At 55.3% G+C, this 16,771-nt stretch carries 18 protein-coding genes; 7 read left to right on the top strand and 11 right to left on the bottom strand.

Annotated features, from left to right (window positions below):
- Nucleotides 1-218: 218 nt before the first annotated feature.
- The gene (locus IT971_RS15545) at nucleotides 219-2,165 is read right to left on the bottom strand and encodes a propionyl-CoA synthetase (protein ID WP_223305189.1); all 1,947 of its coding nucleotides are present in this window, start codon (nucleotides 2,163-2,165) and stop codon (nucleotides 219-221) included.
- A 404-nt stretch (nucleotides 2,166-2,569) separates the two neighbouring features.
- On the bottom strand, nucleotides 2,570-2,734 hold the full coding sequence (locus IT971_RS15550; protein WP_007091085.1) for a YdcH family protein: 165 nt from the start codon (nucleotides 2,732-2,734) through the stop codon (nucleotides 2,570-2,572).
- A gap of 115 nt (nucleotides 2,735-2,849) precedes the next feature.
- Between IT971_RS15550 and IT971_RS15555 the strand changes: the two genes are divergently transcribed.
- Nucleotides 2,850-3,467 (top strand): UbiX family flavin prenyltransferase, encoded by a 618-nt coding sequence (locus IT971_RS15555; protein ID WP_063092388.1) that lies wholly within the window; start codon nucleotides 2,850-2,852, stop codon nucleotides 3,465-3,467.
- On the opposite strand, the gene IT971_RS15560 is transcribed toward IT971_RS15555, so the two are convergent.
- Together IT971_RS15560 and IT971_RS15565 are read right to left on the bottom strand one after the other, a co-directional pair.
- Nucleotides 3,464-3,955 (bottom strand): TIGR02444 family protein, encoded by a 492-nt coding sequence (locus IT971_RS15560; RefSeq protein ID WP_007091087.1) that lies wholly within the window; start codon nucleotides 3,953-3,955, stop codon nucleotides 3,464-3,466. The genes IT971_RS15555 and IT971_RS15560 overlap by 4 nt on opposite strands.
- 46 nt (nucleotides 3,956-4,001) lie before the next feature.
- Entirely contained in the window at nucleotides 4,002-5,108 is a 1,107-nt protein-coding gene (locus IT971_RS15565; protein ID WP_007091088.1) for an ATP-dependent 6-phosphofructokinase, read from the bottom strand.
- A gap of 120 nt (nucleotides 5,109-5,228) precedes the next feature.
- Here IT971_RS15565 and IT971_RS15570 point away from each other — a divergent pair, with 120 nt between their 5' ends.
- On the top strand, nucleotides 5,229-5,435 hold the full coding sequence (locus IT971_RS15570) for a YdcH family protein (protein WP_007091089.1): 207 nt from the start codon (nucleotides 5,229-5,231) through the stop codon (nucleotides 5,433-5,435).
- Nucleotides 5,436-5,510: 75 nt separating this feature from the next.
- On the opposite strand, the gene IT971_RS15575 is transcribed toward IT971_RS15570, so the two are convergent.
- The gene (locus tag IT971_RS15575) at nucleotides 5,511-6,353 is read right to left on the bottom strand and encodes a diguanylate cyclase domain-containing protein (protein ID WP_007091090.1); all 843 of its coding nucleotides are present in this window, start codon (nucleotides 6,351-6,353) and stop codon (nucleotides 5,511-5,513) included.
- 263 nt (nucleotides 6,354-6,616) lie between these two features.
- Between IT971_RS15575 and purE the strand changes: the two genes are divergently transcribed.
- The 3 genes from purE to IT971_RS15590 all read left to right on the top strand — a co-directional run bounded on the left by purE (nucleotide 6,617) and on the right by IT971_RS15590 (nucleotide 9,124).
- On the top strand, nucleotides 6,617-7,117 hold the full coding sequence (gene purE, locus IT971_RS15580) for a 5-(carboxyamino)imidazole ribonucleotide mutase (protein WP_063092395.1): 501 nt from the start codon (nucleotides 6,617-6,619) through the stop codon (nucleotides 7,115-7,117).
- A 100-nt stretch (nucleotides 7,118-7,217) separates the two neighbouring features.
- The gene (locus IT971_RS15585) at nucleotides 7,218-8,312 is read left to right on the top strand and encodes a 5-(carboxyamino)imidazole ribonucleotide synthase (RefSeq protein WP_063092387.1); all 1,095 of its coding nucleotides are present in this window, start codon (nucleotides 7,218-7,220) and stop codon (nucleotides 8,310-8,312) included.
- Between the two features lie 164 nt (nucleotides 8,313-8,476).
- Nucleotides 8,477-9,124, top strand: coding sequence for a thermonuclease family protein (locus IT971_RS15590; protein ID WP_037990184.1), 648 nt, complete (start codon nucleotides 8,477-8,479; stop codon nucleotides 9,122-9,124).
- A gap of 98 nt (nucleotides 9,125-9,222) precedes the next feature.
- Here IT971_RS15590 and IT971_RS15595 read toward each other — a convergent pair whose 3' ends face one another.
- From IT971_RS15595 to IT971_RS15610, 4 genes are read right to left on the bottom strand one after another with little or no spacing between them, the layout of a single operon-like run.
- Entirely contained in the window at nucleotides 9,223-9,918 is a 696-nt protein-coding gene (locus IT971_RS15595; RefSeq protein ID WP_063092386.1) for a COQ9 family protein, read from the bottom strand.
- A 1-nt stretch (nucleotide 9,919) separates the two neighbouring features.
- Nucleotides 9,920-10,522, bottom strand: a complete 603-nt coding sequence (def, locus tag IT971_RS15600) for a peptide deformylase (RefSeq protein ID WP_063092385.1) — start codon at nucleotides 10,520-10,522, stop codon at nucleotides 9,920-9,922.
- Between the two features lie 57 nt (nucleotides 10,523-10,579).
- Entirely contained in the window at nucleotides 10,580-11,812 is a 1,233-nt protein-coding gene (locus IT971_RS15605) for an HlyD family secretion protein (RefSeq protein ID WP_063092384.1), read from the bottom strand.
- Nucleotides 11,805-12,251: a hypothetical protein gene (locus IT971_RS15610; RefSeq protein ID WP_007091097.1), complete on the bottom strand. Its 447-nt coding sequence runs from the start codon at nucleotides 12,249-12,251 to the stop codon at nucleotides 11,805-11,807. Before IT971_RS15610 ends, IT971_RS15605 begins: the two co-directional genes overlap by 8 nt.
- Before the next feature lie 368 nt (nucleotides 12,252-12,619).
- Between IT971_RS15610 and rpsU the strand changes: the two genes are divergently transcribed.
- The gene (gene rpsU / locus IT971_RS15615) at nucleotides 12,620-12,823 is read left to right on the top strand and encodes a 30S ribosomal protein S21 (protein WP_007091098.1); all 204 of its coding nucleotides are present in this window, start codon (nucleotides 12,620-12,622) and stop codon (nucleotides 12,821-12,823) included.
- A gap of 271 nt (nucleotides 12,824-13,094) precedes the next feature.
- Complete coding sequence (locus IT971_RS15620) at nucleotides 13,095-14,576, top strand: Na+/H+ antiporter family protein (RefSeq protein ID WP_082822645.1); 1,482 nt, start codon at nucleotides 13,095-13,097, stop codon at nucleotides 14,574-14,576.
- Between the two features lie 89 nt (nucleotides 14,577-14,665).
- On the opposite strand, the gene IT971_RS15625 is transcribed toward IT971_RS15620, so the two are convergent.
- Both IT971_RS15625 and IT971_RS15630 read right to left on the bottom strand, forming a co-directional pair.
- Nucleotides 14,666-15,253, bottom strand: coding sequence for a hypothetical protein (locus tag IT971_RS15625; protein WP_063092383.1), 588 nt, complete (start codon nucleotides 15,251-15,253; stop codon nucleotides 14,666-14,668).
- Between the two features lie 113 nt (nucleotides 15,254-15,366).
- Nucleotides 15,367-16,764 (bottom strand): NAD(P)(+) transhydrogenase (Re/Si-specific) subunit beta, encoded by a 1,398-nt coding sequence (locus IT971_RS15630; RefSeq protein ID WP_007091102.1) that lies wholly within the window; start codon nucleotides 16,762-16,764, stop codon nucleotides 15,367-15,369.
- Nucleotides 16,765-16,771: the final 7 nt, after the last annotated feature.

The following is a 16,771-nucleotide window of genomic DNA, read 5'->3' on the forward strand; positions in this document are numbered from 1 at the left end:
TTTTTGATCCGGGTGCATTTGTCCCGTTGACTTTGCCTTTATGGCACAAATAAAAGAACAAATCAAGAACATTTTTCGGAAAAATTCATTCCCGTGAAAATGGTATATTTTTCAATATATTAGGAAGGCCCGCCCGCAGGATAAATCAGAATAAATCCGGCGGGCGGTGATGCTGCCCCGGCCCCATACCAGTCCCGGCATCGGGAATTTTCATGCCGTCATGATGCCGCTGATTTGGCGTAACCGATATCTTTCAGGGCTTCGGCAATTTCCGGCAAAATCCCCGGATCATCGATGGTTGCCGGGGCGTTATATGCCTCCCCATCCGCGATGGATCGCATGGTCTTGCGAAGGATCTTGCCCGACCGGGTTTTGGGCAGACGATCGACGATGGTTGCCTGCTTAAACGCCGCAACCGGCCCGATCTGATCGCGCACCATGGCAACCACTTCCTTGATGATCGCCTCATGCGGGCGATCCACCCCGGATTTCAGAACCACAAAGCCAAGCGGCAATTGCCCCTTAAGGTCATCATGCACCCCGATCACCGCACATTCGGCAACATCAGGATGCCCCGAAAGCACTTCTTCCATCGCCCCGGTCGACAATCGATGCCCCGCGACATTGATGATGTCATCGGTTCGCGACATCACATAGATATAGCCGTCCTCATCGATAAAACCGGCATCCCCGGTGGCGTAATAGCCCGGGAATTCTTCCAGATAGGCCGACCTGAACCGGTCATCATTCTGCCAAAGGGTCGGAAGTGTTCCCGGCGGCAAGGGCAGCTTGGCGACCAGTGCGCCGATCTTGCCGCGTTCAAGCGGCTTGCCGCCCTCATCCACCACCTGCACGTCCCAGCCACAGGCCGCGACCGTCGGCGATCCATATTTGATCGGCAGCATTTCAATACCGCGCGGATTGGCACAGATCGACCATCCGGTTTCGGTCTGCCACCAATGGTCGATCACCGGCACGCCAAGGCTGTCTTCGGCCCAGTGCAGCGTATCGGGGTCTGACCGTTCACCGGCAAGATAAAGCGCCTTGAGGCATGAAAGATCATAATTGGCCATCAACGCGGCCTTGGGATCATCGCGCTTGATCGCGCGAAACGCGGTTGGTGCGGTAAACAGGACCTTGACCCGATGCTGCGATATCACCCGCCAGAATGCCCCGGCATCTGGCGTTCCAACCGGTTTGCCTTCATACATCACCGTCGTGCATCCGGCCAAAAGCGGCGCATAAACGATATAGGAATGCCCGACGACCCACCCCACATCGGATGCCGCCCAATACACATCACCCGCCTCAACGTCATAGATATTTTTCATCGACCAGTTAAGCGCCACCATATGGCCGCCATTGTCGCGCACAACCCCTTTGGGCTGGCCGGTCGTGCCCGATGTGTAAAGGACATAAAGCGGGTCGGTCGCGGCCACCGGCACACAATCAGCCGGGGCGGCCTTGGCGCATTCCGCCATCCAGTCAAAATCACGCCCGTCAATCAGGGGGGCCGAACATTGCGCGCGCTGGAACATCAGGACCGTTTCGACCTTGTGCTTCGCCTGATCAATCGCGCGGTCCAGAAGCGGCTTGTATTCGATCACCCGCGATCCTTCGATGCCGCAACTGGCACTCAGGATCAGCTTTGGCTTTGCGTCATTGATCCGGGTCGCAAGCTCGTTCGATGCAAAGCCACCAAACACGACCGAATGGATCGCACCAATGCGCGCACAGGCCAGCATCGCCATCGCCGCCTGCGGGATCATCGGCATATAGATGATCACCCGGTCGCCCTTGGTCACACCCTTGGCATGCAGGGCCCCGGCAAGGCGCGCAACCTCATCACGCAGTCGGTTATAGGTGAATGTTTCAATCGTATTTGTGACCGGGCTGTCATAAATCAGGGCCGCCTGTTCACCACGACCGCCTTCGATATGACGATCCAGCGCATTAAAACAGGTATTGACCATCCCGCCTTCGAACCAGCGACAAAACGGCGCATTGCTGTCATCAAGCACCCGGTCCCATTTCTTGTACCAGGACAGACTTTCCGCAGCTTCTGCCCAGAAACCTTCCTTGTCCGCGATCGAACGATCATAGATTTCCTGATAGCGACCCGTCATTTGTGAAACTTCCTCCCGCGCGTCTGGATCTTTGCCCAAATATACGCGTCTGGCTTGTGTGCTGCGTTACCGCGACATCATCATCCGCAAATGTTGTGACATCGCCTGCCCGATCCGTATCAAGGGCCAGCCCCAAGGCCGCCCTAATTCGGCATCATAATACCGATTTAAATTTCCAATGCCCCTTAGACATTGGTAGAGGGCAGAAAACCGGGATTTTTGCGGATTTAAATCAATCCAGAAAACATCTTTCCACGTATGTTGCTTTATGAAGGTCAGAACGCAGAAGGATGCTTACAAGAATGCCGCCTCTCGTTGTGGGCGACAAGCGGAGGCGGCAAAAAATGAAGGAACTGATCCTGTCGTCAGGAGATGCATTTTTCAGGAAATCGGCACAGCCTTACCATCACGCCATGCGGATTTTGCCAGCATCCTCTTGACGGCTAATGGGTTATTCGACTTATCTCGTCCTTGATTTCGAGCTTGCGGCGTTTAATGTCTGCGACACGGGAATTGTCTGGCGCCGGGCGGCGCTGCTCGTAATGGAGTTCCTGCTCAAGTGCAGCATGTTTGGCAGTGAGAGCTTCGACATGGGATTGAACACTCATTCGCCTACTCCTCAGTTCTGACTTTGCCCACACAAAGATGGTAGTAATTCTGTAATATGATTTCCAGTCTTTCGACGACGCAATCGTTCAAATAGTGACCCGGATAACACATAAAATGTCTCAAAAGGATCGACTTATCATTGGCATAACCGGCGCGTCCGGGGTGATTTATGGCATTCGTTTTTTACAGCTGCTGAAAAATTCGCCAATCGAGACTCACCTGATCCTTTCGAAGGCGGCAGAACGCACAATCGCTTATGAAACCGATTTTAAAATCCGCGATATCAAAGAGTTGGCAGACGTTGTCCATGACAATGCGGATATCGGTGCCTCAATCGCATCCGGTTCTTTTCGCGCACGCGGCATGGTCATCGCCCCCTGCTCGATGAAGTCCCTGGCCGAGGTCGCAAGCGGAGTCGCCGACAATCTGATCGCACGCGCCGCCGATGTGATGCTCAAGGAACGCCGCCGACTGGTTTTGATGGCGCGTGAAACGCCGTTGCATGCCGGCCACATCCGCAATATGGCACTGGCGACTGAAAACGGTGCGATCATTGCCCCGCCGGTTCCCGCCTTCTATGCACGCCCGCAATCGCTTGATGAAATGGTCACGCAAAGCTGCGGCCGGATCCTTGATCTGTTTGATATTGATCTCCCGGAAACGGCCCGCTGGGGCGACACGGACGCCGAAAACCACATCCCGGTCACCGGCAAACCGCGCAAGACGGATTAAGCTATCAGGCCGCCCTGCGCCTTCGGACTTAACTTCATGCAGGCGCAAAGCTGTTCCAGCGCAGCATCGCATTCCGACTGGCTCATCTTAAAGCGGGTCGGCGATAAATAGGCCCGTGCCGGTGCCATCGGATCACCGGCCGGGACGGTTTCAACGGCCTTGCACAGAAGTTCCTGTTCGATACGTTCGGCGGCAACTTCGTCATTCTTGACCTTGCCACGCAGTTTTTGCGCACTGCTCCAATCGGCATTGCGCAAAAAGCGACGGGTATTGCGCAACGGCACAATCACCTGTTCACGCCAGTCCCGCACCGCATTTTCAAGGGCGGATATGCTATGCGGTGCCTGCCCCTTCTGGCCAAGATAGAACATGAACAGCAACATGTTCACATCCAGATCACAACGTTCCTGCAATTCAAGACAAAGCGGCGCAACGCCGTCCCGTCCATACATCTCGACCGTAAAGGCCCAGACTTCCTCTGCGTTCATATCCAACCTGTGCGTTTTTCGTTTTTATAAGCATGCGATCTTTTGATCAGACCGTCTTTGCCGTCCGCGCTGTTTCTGGCGGATGCCCCAGATAGGCACCAAGCCCTTTTGCGGTCGATACCATGGTTCCCTTGGTATCGACAAGACGCGGCCCGACAATCACATCGGCCATCGCAACATCGATCACCTTGCGCTTTGACCAGGCGACGACACGATCAAACCTTTTCTGCGCAATCAGGTCCACCGCATGCACCCCGAAGGCTGATGCAATGACCCGGTCGCGCGGCGATGGAATCCCGCCGCGCTGTACATGGCCCAGCACGGTGACGCGGGTTTCCCAGCCGGTTCGTGCGCCCAACTCATCGGCCAACCAATGACCGATCCCGCCATAACGTATTTTCTGGCCATCATCACCTTGCGTCACCGCCGCACCGTCATCACGCTTGACCGCCTCGGCAACGATCACCAGCGCATGATTGCGCCCGCGCTTGCGAATGTTCAGGCAATGCTCGGTCAGGGCATCCAGATCGTAATCCATTTCCGGGATCAGGATCGCATCCGCCCCGCCCGCAACTCCGGCAAAAAGGGCAATATGCCCGGCATCGCGCCCCATGACTTCGAGGATCATGATGCGGTCATGGGATGCGGCTGTCGGCTGCAACCGGTCAAGTGCCTCGACCGCCACATTGACCGCCGTGGTAAAGCCGACGGAATATTCCGTCAGTGCCAGATCATTATCGATGGTTTTGGGGATACCCACCAGATTGATGCCACCCATTTCGGCCAACCGATGCAGGATCGCCATACTGCCATCCCCGCCAACCCCGATCAGGGCATCAAGGCCAAGCTTGTGATACCCGGCAATCACATCGGCGGATCGGTCGGCAAAACTGCCATCAGGCATCGGATAATGGAACGGATCCCCCTTATTCACGGTGCCAAGAATCGTACCGCCCAAACGCAGCATTCCGTCATTATTGACGTAATCGTTCAGATCAATGGCCTGCGGCGGGTCCTGCATCAAACCGTGCGTCCCCTGCCGGATGCCAACCACGTCCCAGCCATAACCAAGTACCGCACGGCGTACAACCGCCAGAATAACCGCATTCAGGCCCGCGCAATCGCCGCCACTGGTCAGAATTCCGATCCGCATCCGTATCCTCCGTCCTATCCGATCTTACTTAACAAAGCAGATTACAAATCATATGGGTTGCCAACCCGAATTCTGATAGTATTACAGGCTCTTCGCGTCGCTAACCAAGCTGGATCAAAAATGGACGAAATCAATCAGATCGCGGTTGAAAAAAGACTGCTGTTTCTGCGCGAGGAACATCGTGATCTCGATATCGCAATCGAACAACTGGCCCACGGGGCCCATCACGATCAGTTGCGGCTGGGGCGCATGAAAAAACGGAAACTCGCCCTAAAGGACGAGATTCTGTATCTCGAGTCGCAGCTCGTACCCGACATTATCGCCTGATAAACAATCCGGTGTTTCCGGCAGAACACCCCTTTTGGAAAGACACGAGCGGCACGGCAGGACGCCGTTCTCGCCTCAAAGACCGCTTGGAATACGTTGTAATTGTGCTGATTTCATTTCTTTTTCAGCACGCAGGGCATAGTCGACAGATACCAGCGCTTCTTCGGCGGTTTCCCCCGATTTGACGTGATAAATGCCAAATACCGGAACGATGGTGATGTATTTTCCGTTCCAGAAATAAGGATGCTTTCTTAACCGGCGTGTAATTGCGTCTGCCCGCTGCCAGGCATCCTGTTCATCCATATTGTAAAGCAACGCGATAAAATCGTTGCAGCCAAGATATCCGACCTGATGGGGCGGCATGATGAATTCGGTAATCGTGCGATACAAAAACGTAAACACCCCTTCCTTGCATCCATGACCGTGACGCTGCAACACATCATCAAGATTGGCAATCTCGCACAGCAACAGCGCGCGCGTCGTTCGATCCGATCCAACCAGCACCATTTCATTTTCAACAATCTGCATGAAACTGGTGCGGCTTAACGCGCCGGTAAATGGATCACGCCCTTCTGCGCGGGCCAGTTCGACCTGATGACGCTGCAATTCGCTCAGATGGTCCGAAAGCCCGTTAACGCGCAGCATCAAACGCGAAATCGCCCGTTCCACAGCCGGGGTCACCTGTTCATCAGGAATGCCCAGAACATCGGCAATGTCGTGGATGTTCGCGGTAACAGCCGGTTCGGCATTCAGGATATCGCGATTGACGATATCAACCTGATGCTGATCGGGATCAGGCGCACCTTTTTTGCGCACCGACCTGCCATAGGTGTACGCCGCATAGGGATTGGATGGATACCGTCCATCGCCCGCCCCCATTGATGACGGTGTGGCGGCACCGGGTCTGGTGACTTTCATGTCTGCCCTCTCTTGTGCTACCTGCACAGAGACAAAAATTAAGATCAACAACTATAAACCCAAAATACTTATACTTCACTTAAATTATCAACTGTAAGCAAGGATAGTATCCCTACCCTTATAGCTACCCATTCGCAATATTGCGCGCCGCGCAGAATGCTGCGCGAAACGATGTCATACCGCGCCATTGGCGGGCTTGCATGATCACCCTTCCTGCCTATAATGCGGGCCTTCTGATAACGCCCGAAAACGGAGCCGCCAGCATGAGCGATCAACGCCCGGTCATCGGCATTATCATGGGAAGCCAGTCTGACTGGGAAACCATGAAAAATGCAGCAGATGTCCTTGATGCGCTGCACGTCCCCTACGAAACCAAAATCGTATCAGCCCATCGCACCCCTGATCGCCTGTATGACTATGCCAAATCAGCAAAGTCGCGCGGCCTTAAGGTGATTATTGCCGGTGCTGGTGGTGCGGCCCACCTTCCGGGCATGGCCGCGGCCATGACGCCGCTTCCGGTTCTGGGCGTTCCGGTACAAAGCCGCACGCTTAAAGGCCTTGATAGCCTTCTGTCGATCGTTCAGATGCCGGGCGGCGTTCCGGTCGGAACACTGGCAATCGGTTCGGCCGGGGCAAAGAATGCCGGCCTGATGGCCGCCGGGATCATGGCGCTGATGGATGATGCGCTGGCCGGTCGCCTTGACGACTGGCGCGCACAGCAAACCGATGCGGTTGCCGATGAACCGGTCGATCCCGCACCGTGACATGAATGAAGCGCGCCCGAACGGGCGCGTTTTTCTTTGGCATCATTCAGATCAATGATGCCCGCCCCAACCGGGGATTGTGAAGGAATTCGAGGAATAAATGACGCAGGATTTCGCGACACGCATCATCGCACCGGGCAGCACGATTGGCATCATGGGCAATGGCCAGCTTGGCCGGATGGCCGCCCTTTGTGCCGCCGAACTTGGCTATAAGGTCCATGTTTTCGGCCCCGGCACCGATAGCCCGACCGAACAGGTCTGTGCCAAGGCAACAATTGCCGATTACACCGATCTCGATGCGCTTCGTGCCTTTGCCGCCGATGTCGATGTCGTGACGTTTGAATTTGAAAACGTGCCGCATGACAGCGTGAAACTGTTATCCGAACTGGTGCCGGTCCGTCCGGGCTGGAAATGCCTGCATCTGTCGCAGAACCGTCTGCGTGAAAAGACCTTCTGCAATGAAAACGGCATCGGCACGGCACCTTTTGCCGCCGTCCGTTCGCTTGCCGATCTTGAGGCCGCTGTTGCCAAACTTGGCCGCCCCGCCGTTCTTAAGACCACCGAAATGGGGTATGACGGAAAGGGGCAGGTCAAAATAACTGACGCAACCAGCCTTGCCGACGCATGGGCGGAAATGAACGGTGCCGAGGCCATCCTTGAGGGCTTCATCTCGTTCGAACGCGAAATCTCCGTCATTGTCGCGCGCGGGGTCAAGGGGGACACCGCCTGCTTCTGCCCGGTTGAAAATGTGCATACCAATCACATTCTTGATGTCACCATCGCCCCGGCGAAAATTCCCGCCGATCTTGCCCGAAAGGCCGAGGACATCGCCACCCGTCTGGTCGAGGCGATGGAATTTGTCGGGTTGCTGGCGGTCGAGATGTTTGTGACCACTGATGGCGACGTTCTGGTAAACGAAGTTGCCCCGCGCCCGCACAATTCCGGCCACTGGACGATTGATGCCTGTGTCACCAGCCAGTTTGAACAGTTCATCCGTGCTGTTTGCGGATTGCCGTTGGGCAATCCGGCCCACCATTCAAATGCCCGGATGAAGAACCTTCTGGGCCATGACATTGATGACTGGCAGGCAATTTTGGCCGAGCCGGATGCAAAACTGCACCTTTATGGCAAGGCCGAAGCCAAAGCCGGGCGCAAGATGGGTCACGTCACCTGGGTCCTGCCCAAAGAGGACTGATATCCATCCAAGTGCAATTTATGCCAATGCCCCGAACCATGCTGGTTTCGGGGCATTTTTCATTGGATCACAGATGCTTCGCCTGGCAGGCAGTTTCTTCCTGCCAAACTGGCATTGCGCTTGCTGATATCCCGTCAGGAAATACTTTTCGGGTAACAGGCGTGATGAAAAAACTTCTTCTCATCCTTGCAGTCATAGCCGGCTTTGCATCAGCCACCGGCACAAATAACGCCGCCCACGCCGCACCGGGGGCCGCGGGTTTCCCGGATGTACTGCAAGGCGATCAGCTTCGGTTCGGCAATATGATTGTCGAACTGTTTGGCATCCGCGCCCCGCGACCGGGCATGATCTGCCGGGCGGGCAGTGTCGAGTTTCAATGCGGGGCCGCCGCCGCACAGGCACTTGACCGCATCATTGAAAATTATGCCATCGCCTGCCAGCAGGTCTCAGACTCCCAGCTATTCCCGATGCTGACCGAATGCCGCATGGGTCAGACCGACATCAACCGTTTGCTGCTGCGCGCGGGCTGGGCAATTGTCGATATGAACAGCTGCGATGGCAACCCGAACTGCCTGACCTATCTGGGGGATCAGGCCCATGCCAAGGAAAACCGCAAAGGCATGTGGATGGGTGACCTGCCCTATGAACTGGTTGCATTGGCCGCCAAACCAAAGCCGATTGATATCGACAACGCCAATGGCGAAACGGAAGTTGCCAACGACAACGGTGCACCGTTCAGCATCAATCTTGCCGCCGAAATGGAACAGGCGAACAAGCCCGACACGACGCTTCTGAGCTTTCTGATGCGCTAGACGCAGTCACACCAGTCTTGTCTCCAAAGTCCTCCCCAACGCAAAACGCCGCCCGATGCAGGGCGGCGTTTTGTCTATGGATATAAATCAGAGCCGGTCTATGCGCCGAACTGGCGACGGACCCGACCCGGCGTTGGCATGCATTTGGCCAGCTTCGCACCAAGCTTGAACGGGGTTGCCGCGAATTTCCCGGCCTTTTTGACCGTTCCGGTGATTTTCGGAATCTGCATGACATTGCCGATCCGGCGATCCAGAAAGGCCCAGCTATCCGCGTGACCTTCGGATTTGTCATCCAGCCAGTAGGCAAGGGTTGAACCATAAACCCCCGCCAGCAACATCCGTTTGGTGTACCAATTGTGATCGGTCGATGTATCACCGGCCGCGATCCACATCTTGTCCACCGTCCCATGCGTAAGCTTAAGGCTAAGCGGAACGTTTTGCGGCAATGCCAGATAGGCAAGGGCTGCCCGCACCGTATCCTTTTCATGTTCCACCAGCGACAGACGGGTTTTGACCGCGGTCGCAATCCGTTCGCGGATTTTCATCGATGGCAGATCAAGCTTGTCGAGTTCCTCGACCATTTTGCGATCTGTCATCTCGACATAGGTAATGATGGCCTGACGAATGCCCCCAGGCAAAAGACGATCCACCTCGCCCGGTGCAAGTTCAAGGTCCTCGGCACCGCTGCGAAGGGCGGCCATGCTCCAGCCGTCAAACGGGATATGTTGAAGTGCCGCCGCAACCAGCGCCTCACGCTGCGTACGCAGGCGGTTCATGCTTTCGGAAACGGTCATTTCAGGCCTCCTTGCTTTCGTCATTGGCACCATCACCGGAACTGTCAGCAGATGATGCCCCCTGTCTGAGGGGCGTCTCGGGCGGGTTGTCGCGCAACTCGTCGGCAAAGCCCAGCAACGTCATGTCTTCCATACGTTCGGGATACATCACCCCGATCAAATGATCATATTCATGCTGAACCACGCGCGCATGGAATCCACCGGCAATGCGTTCAACGTCATTGCCATATTCATCTAACCCGCGGTAACGGATTTTGTTCCAGCGCGGCACCACGCCCTGCAACCTGGGAATCGACAGACATCCTTCCCAGCCATCAACGATTTCATCGCCAATCGCCTCTATTTCCGGATTGATCAGCACGCTTAACGGCACTTCCGCATCATCGGGATCATCGCTTTTGCGAAAGGCCGGGACATAAAAAACCATGATCGCCTTTGACTGAAACACCTGTGGCGCCGCAAGGCCAACGCCCCCGGCATCCTTCATGGTGTCCTTCATATCCGCGATCAAACGCTGGATTTCTGGATCAAGCGGGTTTTCGACCCGGTCCGCGACCCTGCGCAGAACCGGGTGGCCCATCCGGGCAATTTTAAGGATCGACATGGCTCTATATCCAACCAAAACGCCCCGACTGTAAAGCCCCTACGCATGATCCGCCGCCTAATGAGCCGACAAAACCAACGTCTGTAGCGGCCAGAGCAGCGCCTGAATACGCAGGAGTAAGGCATGCACGATCCCGACCGTCTGCACCATATGCAGGAACAACCATTCGCCCGTACCGATTTCCGGGTTTTCAAGCTGATCATGGGTATTGGTATAGGCATTGGCAACGCACTGGCTGCCCCTTGGCACATCCTTGATCTGCTCAGGATAAAGCGGGATCATTTTGGCAAGGAACGTACCCGGTACGGCCCGTTCCGAGATATCTAGCAATCTGTCTGTCGGGCGGAACTGACCGGCAGCAATCACCGGTTGCACGCTGGTTACCAACATCGGGATGACTTCAAACGGCAGCGACGCACACGACATTTCCGCAAGAATCCCGGCTTTGACAACCTGGGCGGAAACCTGCTGAAAACCGGCTTGGAATATGACCTCCTCGGGTTCGGCTGGTATAAGGATACCGGCCGGACGTAACAACGGATTGACGATATCACCGATCTGCAATGCAAATTGCTGTATCACGCCATCGACACCGGCCCGGACAACGGTTTTGCCAAGGGCAACCTCGGCCGAACGAAGCGACGCTTCCGCGCTGGCAAGCTGGGCTGGCAGAAGGGTTTCCATTCTGGTTTCGACGGCATTGACATTGGCCTTGGCCGCATTAACCGATCCCTGTCGTGTGGTTAAGGCCACTTCAAGCCGTTCGACCTCCCGCCGGGAAACCGCATTGGTACCGCGTGACAAAAGATCAGCCTTGACCGCCAATTCCTCGCGCACCTGCTCATACGCCCCTTGCGCTTCTTCAAGATTGCCGTTCGCCACCGCAAGATCAGCCTGCGTTACCGCCATCTGCGCACGGATTTCCTGCACCTGCTGCCGGGCGATTTCGACCGCCTCGGTTTCTGTCCGGTCATCAAGGCGGAATAACGGTTCGCCCGATTTTACCTGATCATCGTTATCGACATAAATCTCGACCACCCGGCCATTTTTCTCCGGCAAGATGGTCAGGGTCCGATAGAACGACGCAACGTTATGACTTGACGGGTGGTAATAAAAAATCAGCGTAATCAGCGAAATTGTCAGGATCGCACAGCCGACAATCCCGTAGCGCAGCTCATACCAGACCGAAAACAGCGTAATTTCCTTGCCAATGCGCTTGCCTTGCCGATATCGGCGAATCAAGTAATCAGGCAGGATCGTAAAAATGGAACATAGCATAAGTTCAAACATCTTTACGGCCCTCCTGCACATTCATATCGGCGGAGATCGTCGATGCGTCACCATCGGTGACCGGCTTTGGCCCGGTGGATTCGCTCATTACCCCCTTTTCCCGTGCCATGGCCTTCACGGCATCAGCAATCGCATTAATCGGGGTGTAAAAATCGGGAACCTGAACCACGGCAATCACCAAAGCCGCCAGCCAGAACAGGTTGTTATGGGTAAACAGCGCCAGAAGCGTCAGGATACTGATAAGCTGGATCTGGGTGTGATTGGCATGATGGGCCAACCGTTCAGGCAGGGCATGCAGGCTCAGATAAAGAGCCCCCAACCCAAACACCCCCAGAACGACAGACCAGACAACAATCATGAACAACACATCCGACTGTCCGGGCCCGGTAATGAAGAACGGCGCATGTGCAATTGCCGTCTCTCGCAATGAGCTTTCCATGTGCAAATATCCCACCGTTATGAGGGCTCTGCGCGGATGCAAACCTACGCCACCGGCGGCATACCCAAACTCACCCCCAGCGATAAGCCCAATTTTGTCAAAGCATTATATCAACTTTTGAGATTTTTTCGGACATACAATTCGCGCAAAGCGCAACACCACAAACCCAGAGTCTGGAAATTCGTGTTTTGCCTTGGCGTTTTGCGCCTTTGGCTCAACAAACGCCAAAGGCGAATATCTCCTTCCCTCTTTTCTTTTGCTCCGCTTTGGACTATATAAAGCCCACGGTCATACAGGCCGTGCTACCAACCGGAGGGCATGCTGCCTTATCCGGGTGTTTTTGTTTTTTTGAAAGGAGCGTGGTTTCCGTGCAGGTAATCGTTCGCGACAACAATGTCGATCAGGCTCTGAAAGCGCTTAAGAAAAAGATGCAGCGCGAGGGCATTTTTCGTGAGATGAAACTCCGCCGCCACTTTGAAAAGCCGTCGGAGAAGAAAGCTCGCGAAGGGGCGGAAGCAGTCCGCCGTTCCCGCAAGCTGGAGCGCAAGCGCATCGAGCGCGAAGGCTTCTAGTCTTTTTCACTTTCGGGGTTCCTCGAACGTGACTGTACGATCGGTTTTGGCTTGCTAAAACCGGACCCGTGCGCCAAGCCCGCCTCGGAGCAATCCGGGCGGGTTTGGTTTTTTATACCCCTTTTCCAAATGTCTCCCCGGATCGCATAGCTGTCATTCCTGCTAAGTTTTTTGCCTTGGCATCGGATTGTTTTAAACAATTCCCCGGCAGGTCTTCACCCGCCATGCGCAAACACCTTTGCGCCACCACCAACCAGTCAATCGGGGAGACATGACTGTGAACACACAAACCGATACCGGCAACGCCCCCGCCGGATCCGACTTCAATGGATATTACCGACTGACCCGCGTCCTGCCTGTCATCGCTGTGATGGCCGCGATCTATGGCATTGCCGCACTGGTCGATTACCACATCAATGCTGTTTTACTGACCATCGTTGTCATGATCGCGCTGTGTCTTTTGCGCGTTCCAGTGCCGATTGCGCTGATTTCCGCCGCCTTGCTGGGTGCACTCCATGCCGGGATGGACACAAACACCGCCATCGGCGCGCTTAATGACAACCTTCTGGTCGGCGCGCAGGTCGGCATGACCTATGTGATGATCGGTGCCTTTGCGGTTGCGATTGCACGTTCGGGCATTCTTGATCTATTTGCCCAAAAGATCGCCGCCCGTGTCGGAAGCGATGCGCAAAGCACCTCAAAGGGCCTTAAATGGTTCCTGTTTGCGATCTTTATTTTCTGTTCGTTGATTTCGCAGAACCTGGTGCCGGTTCACATCGCCTTTATTCCGGTGATGATCCCGCCGCTTCTGGCGGTATTCAATCGCCTGCGGATTGACCGCCGCGCCGTTGCCTGCATTCTCGCCTGCTCGATCAGCTTTTCCTATCTGCTGCTGCCGACCGGTTTTGGCGCGATTTACCTTAATGAAATCCTGATGGCCAATGTCAACGACGTTGGCTCGGCCTATGACCTTTCCATGACGGCCGATATGGCACCAAAGGCCATGTTCCTGCCGGTTATGGGGATTGTTGCCGGGATGCTGGTTGCGGTCTTCATCACCTATCGCAAACCCCGCGATTATGTGACCGATCCATCTGCCGAGAACCATATCAACCTGGCCAAGCCCGTATCGATCAATCCACTTCAACTGCTGGCAACCGTTACGGCCCTTGCCGTTGCGCTGATCTGCCAGTTGCAGTTTGACAGCCTTCTGGTCGGGGCAATGATCGGCTTTGTCATTCTGGCGGCGGCGGGCATTTTCCGCTGGCGGGCTCAGGATGATGTCTTCACCGAAGGCATGCGGATGATGGCCCAGATTGCCGTGATCATCACCATCGCATCGGGCTTTGCCGGGGTGCTTGATGCCACCGGCGAAATTGCTCCGCTGGTGCAGGCCAGTGCCGAACTGATCGGCGATAACAAGGCAGTTGGCGCGCTGATCATGCTTCTGGTCGGCCTTTTCATCACCATCGGCTTTGGCGACAGCTTCGCCAGCGTGCCGATCCTGGCTCCGATCTATATCCCGCTGGCACTGGCCCTTGGCTTCTCGCCCATGGCGACCATCGCGCTTCTGGGGGCATCGGCTGCCCTTGGCGATGCCGGATCACCGGCATCCACCATCACGCTTGGCGCAACATCGGGCCTTAATGCAGATGGGCAGCATGATCATGTAAAGGACTCAGTGATCCCGACCTTCATCCACGCCAATTTCGGCATGGTTGTGTTTGCGTGGATCGCGGCGATGATCCTTTGATCAAATCCGCACAATAAAGCCGGGGCCAAACAACAAACCCGTCCGATATTCGTCGGACGGGTTTTAATTTTCCGACTGAAACCCGGGCATCATTTCGACCCGAACAACCAGTCAAACACCCCATCAACAGCTCCCTTTCTTGCGTCATTCGACTGTGTAACGTCTTCGCGCACCAAAAGCCCGAACTGGCTTTTATAGACCGTATAAGTATTGGCGACCGCAATATCGGTAAAAGTCGAACTGCCATATTCCGCATCAATCAGGAAATTCCAGTCCGCCACCAGCTTGCCGATATCAATGCCCTTGGTCGCACCAAGGTCATAGGCCATATGCGGGCGGGTGTTCTGATCTTCGATATCCTGATATCGACCTTCCAGCCGCACCAGCTTGTACCGGGAATCCACGCCAAGAATATTGGCCCACGGCTTGATCTTCACAAACTCCGCGTCAATACGCCACTGATCGCCGTAAATCACGTATTTGCCGGGAATGTCGTTGCCGGGCAATGTCAGATAGGCATTGTATTCCTGATCCCCGACTTCCTCGAACGTAATCCGCGCCACCGGCTCCTCGGCGGTCAGCCGAAAATAGGTGATGAAAATACCCGAAACCGACGCCACTAGCGCGAGCGACAACAGGACAATCGTAAAGACGGATACTTTCAGAAGTCGGAACACTTAGCCCTCGGATATGATTTCTGACTAAAAGACAGCAAAAGTCATGTTTCGTTTCACATAGAAAAAGGGCGACCAAATGGCCGCCCCTCTCCTGTTTCAACAGTGAAGCCAAATCACTCGTCGAGATGCATCACAATCTCTTCGCACATCTTTTTGGCGTCACCGAACAGCATCATCGTGTTGTCCTTGAAGAACAGTTCGTTCTGGATACCGGCGTAACCTGCCGACATTGAACGCTTGATGAACAGCACGGTTTTGGCTTTTTCGACCTCAAGGATCGGCATGCCAAAGATCGGCGATGACGGGTCGGTTTTGGCCGCCGGGTTGGTGATGTCGTTGGCACCAATCACAAAGGCCACATCCGCCGTGCCGAAATCGCGGTTGATTTCTTCCATTTCAAGCACATCGTCATAAGGCACATTCGCCTCGGCCAGAAGCACGTTCATGTGGCCTGGCATACGCCCCGCCACCGGATGGATGGCATAGCGGACATTAACGCCCTCGGCCTTGAGGATATCCCCCATTTCACGAAGCGCATGCTGGGCCTGTGCCACCGCCATGCCGTAACCCGGCACGATGATCACGCTCGACGCGTTTTTCATGATGAAGGCCGCATCGTCGCTTGAGCCCGATTTGACCGAACGGTCGCCATCGGTTCCGACCGCCGGGCCTGCATCGCCCTCGGTCCCGAAGCCGCCAAAGATGACGTTAAAGATCGACCGGTTCATGCCCTTGCACATGATGTAGGACAGGATCGCACCCGATGCACCAACCAGTGCGCCGGTGATGATCAGGGCATTGTTCTGAAGCGTAAAGCCGATGCCGCATGCCGCCCACCCCGAATAGGAGTTCAGCATCGAGACAACAACCGGCATGTCCGCCCCGCCAATCGGAATGATCAGCGTCACGCCAAGCACCAGAGCAAGCACCACCAGAATCCAGAAAGCCGTATGGCTTTCGGTGGTCACAACGATGATGCCAAACACCAGGATACCGATTGCAATCGCAAGATTGAGCATATGCTGCCCGGTAAAGCGAACCGGCGTACCCGATACGATCCCCTGCAACTTGCCAAAGGCAACAAGCGAGCCGGTGAAGGTAATCGCACCAATGGCAACACCAAGGCCCATTTCAATCAGGCTGGCCGCCCCGATATTGCCCGCCGTGCCAATGCCATAGGCCCCCGGCGAATAAAGGGCGGCGGCGGCAACAAACACCGCTGCCAGACCCACCAGCGAGTGGAAGGCGGCAACAAGTTGCGGCAATGCCGTCATCTTGATCTTGAGCGCGATGACCGTACCAATGGCCCCGCCAAGCAAAATGCCGACAATGATGGTGGTATATGACACGACTTCGGGTGATGCCAGGGTGGTCAGAATGGCAATCGCCATCCCCACCATGCCAAGGATATTCCCGTTACGTGCCGTTTCCGGTGAAGACAGACCGCGCAGCGACAGAATGAAGCAGACGGACGCCACCAGATACAGGAAAGCCGACAGGTTTTCCGACATTGTGTGT

It is taken from the genome of Thalassospira sp. B30-1, assembly GCF_015767575.1.
Classification (GTDB): domain Bacteria; phylum Pseudomonadota; class Alphaproteobacteria; order Rhodospirillales; family Thalassospiraceae; genus Thalassospira; species Thalassospira xiamenensis.

What these genes read in the sequence shown, in the direction of transcription:
- def (WP_063092385.1), bottom strand. Translation starts at nt 10,522, where the DNA reads ATGTCGATCCTTAAAATTGCCCGGATGGGCCACCCGGTTCTGCGCAGG.
- IT971_RS15575 (WP_007091090.1), bottom strand. Translation starts at nt 6,353, where the DNA reads ATGAAAGTCACCAGACCCGGTGCCGCCACACCGTCATCAATGGGGGCG.
- IT971_RS15605 (WP_063092384.1), bottom strand. Translation starts at nt 11,812, where the DNA reads ATGTTTGAACTTATGCTATGTTCCATTTTTACGATCCTGCCTGATTAC.
- IT971_RS15555 (WP_063092388.1), top strand. Translation starts at nt 2,850, where the DNA reads ATGTCTCAAAAGGATCGACTTATCATTGGCATAACCGGCGCGTCCGGG.
- purE (WP_063092395.1), top strand. Translation starts at nt 6,617, where the DNA reads ATGAGCGATCAACGCCCGGTCATCGGCATTATCATGGGAAGCCAGTCT.
- IT971_RS15570 (WP_007091089.1), top strand. Translation starts at nt 5,229, where the DNA reads ATGGACGAAATCAATCAGATCGCGGTTGAAAAAAGACTGCTGTTTCTG.
- IT971_RS15585 (WP_063092387.1), top strand. Translation starts at nt 7,218, where the DNA reads ATGACGCAGGATTTCGCGACACGCATCATCGCACCGGGCAGCACGATT.
- IT971_RS15610 (WP_007091097.1), bottom strand. Translation starts at nt 12,251, where the DNA reads ATGGAAAGCTCATTGCGAGAGACGGCAATTGCACATGCGCCGTTCTTC.
- IT971_RS15590 (WP_037990184.1), top strand. Translation starts at nt 8,477, where the DNA reads ATGAAAAAACTTCTTCTCATCCTTGCAGTCATAGCCGGCTTTGCATCA.
- IT971_RS15595 (WP_063092386.1), bottom strand. Translation starts at nt 9,918, where the DNA reads ATGACCGTTTCCGAAAGCATGAACCGCCTGCGTACGCAGCGTGAGGCG.
- IT971_RS15620 (WP_082822645.1), top strand. Translation starts at nt 13,095, where the DNA reads ATGACTGTGAACACACAAACCGATACCGGCAACGCCCCCGCCGGATCC.
- IT971_RS15630 (WP_007091102.1), bottom strand. Translation starts at nt 16,764, where the DNA reads ATGTCGGAAAACCTGTCGGCTTTCCTGTATCTGGTGGCGTCCGTCTGC.
- IT971_RS15565 (WP_007091088.1), bottom strand. Translation starts at nt 5,108, where the DNA reads ATGCGGATCGGAATTCTGACCAGTGGCGGCGATTGCGCGGGCCTGAAT.
- IT971_RS15560 (WP_007091087.1), bottom strand. Translation starts at nt 3,955, where the DNA reads ATGAACGCAGAGGAAGTCTGGGCCTTTACGGTCGAGATGTATGGACGG.
- IT971_RS15550 (WP_007091085.1), bottom strand. Translation starts at nt 2,734, where the DNA reads ATGAGTGTTCAATCCCATGTCGAAGCTCTCACTGCCAAACATGCTGCA.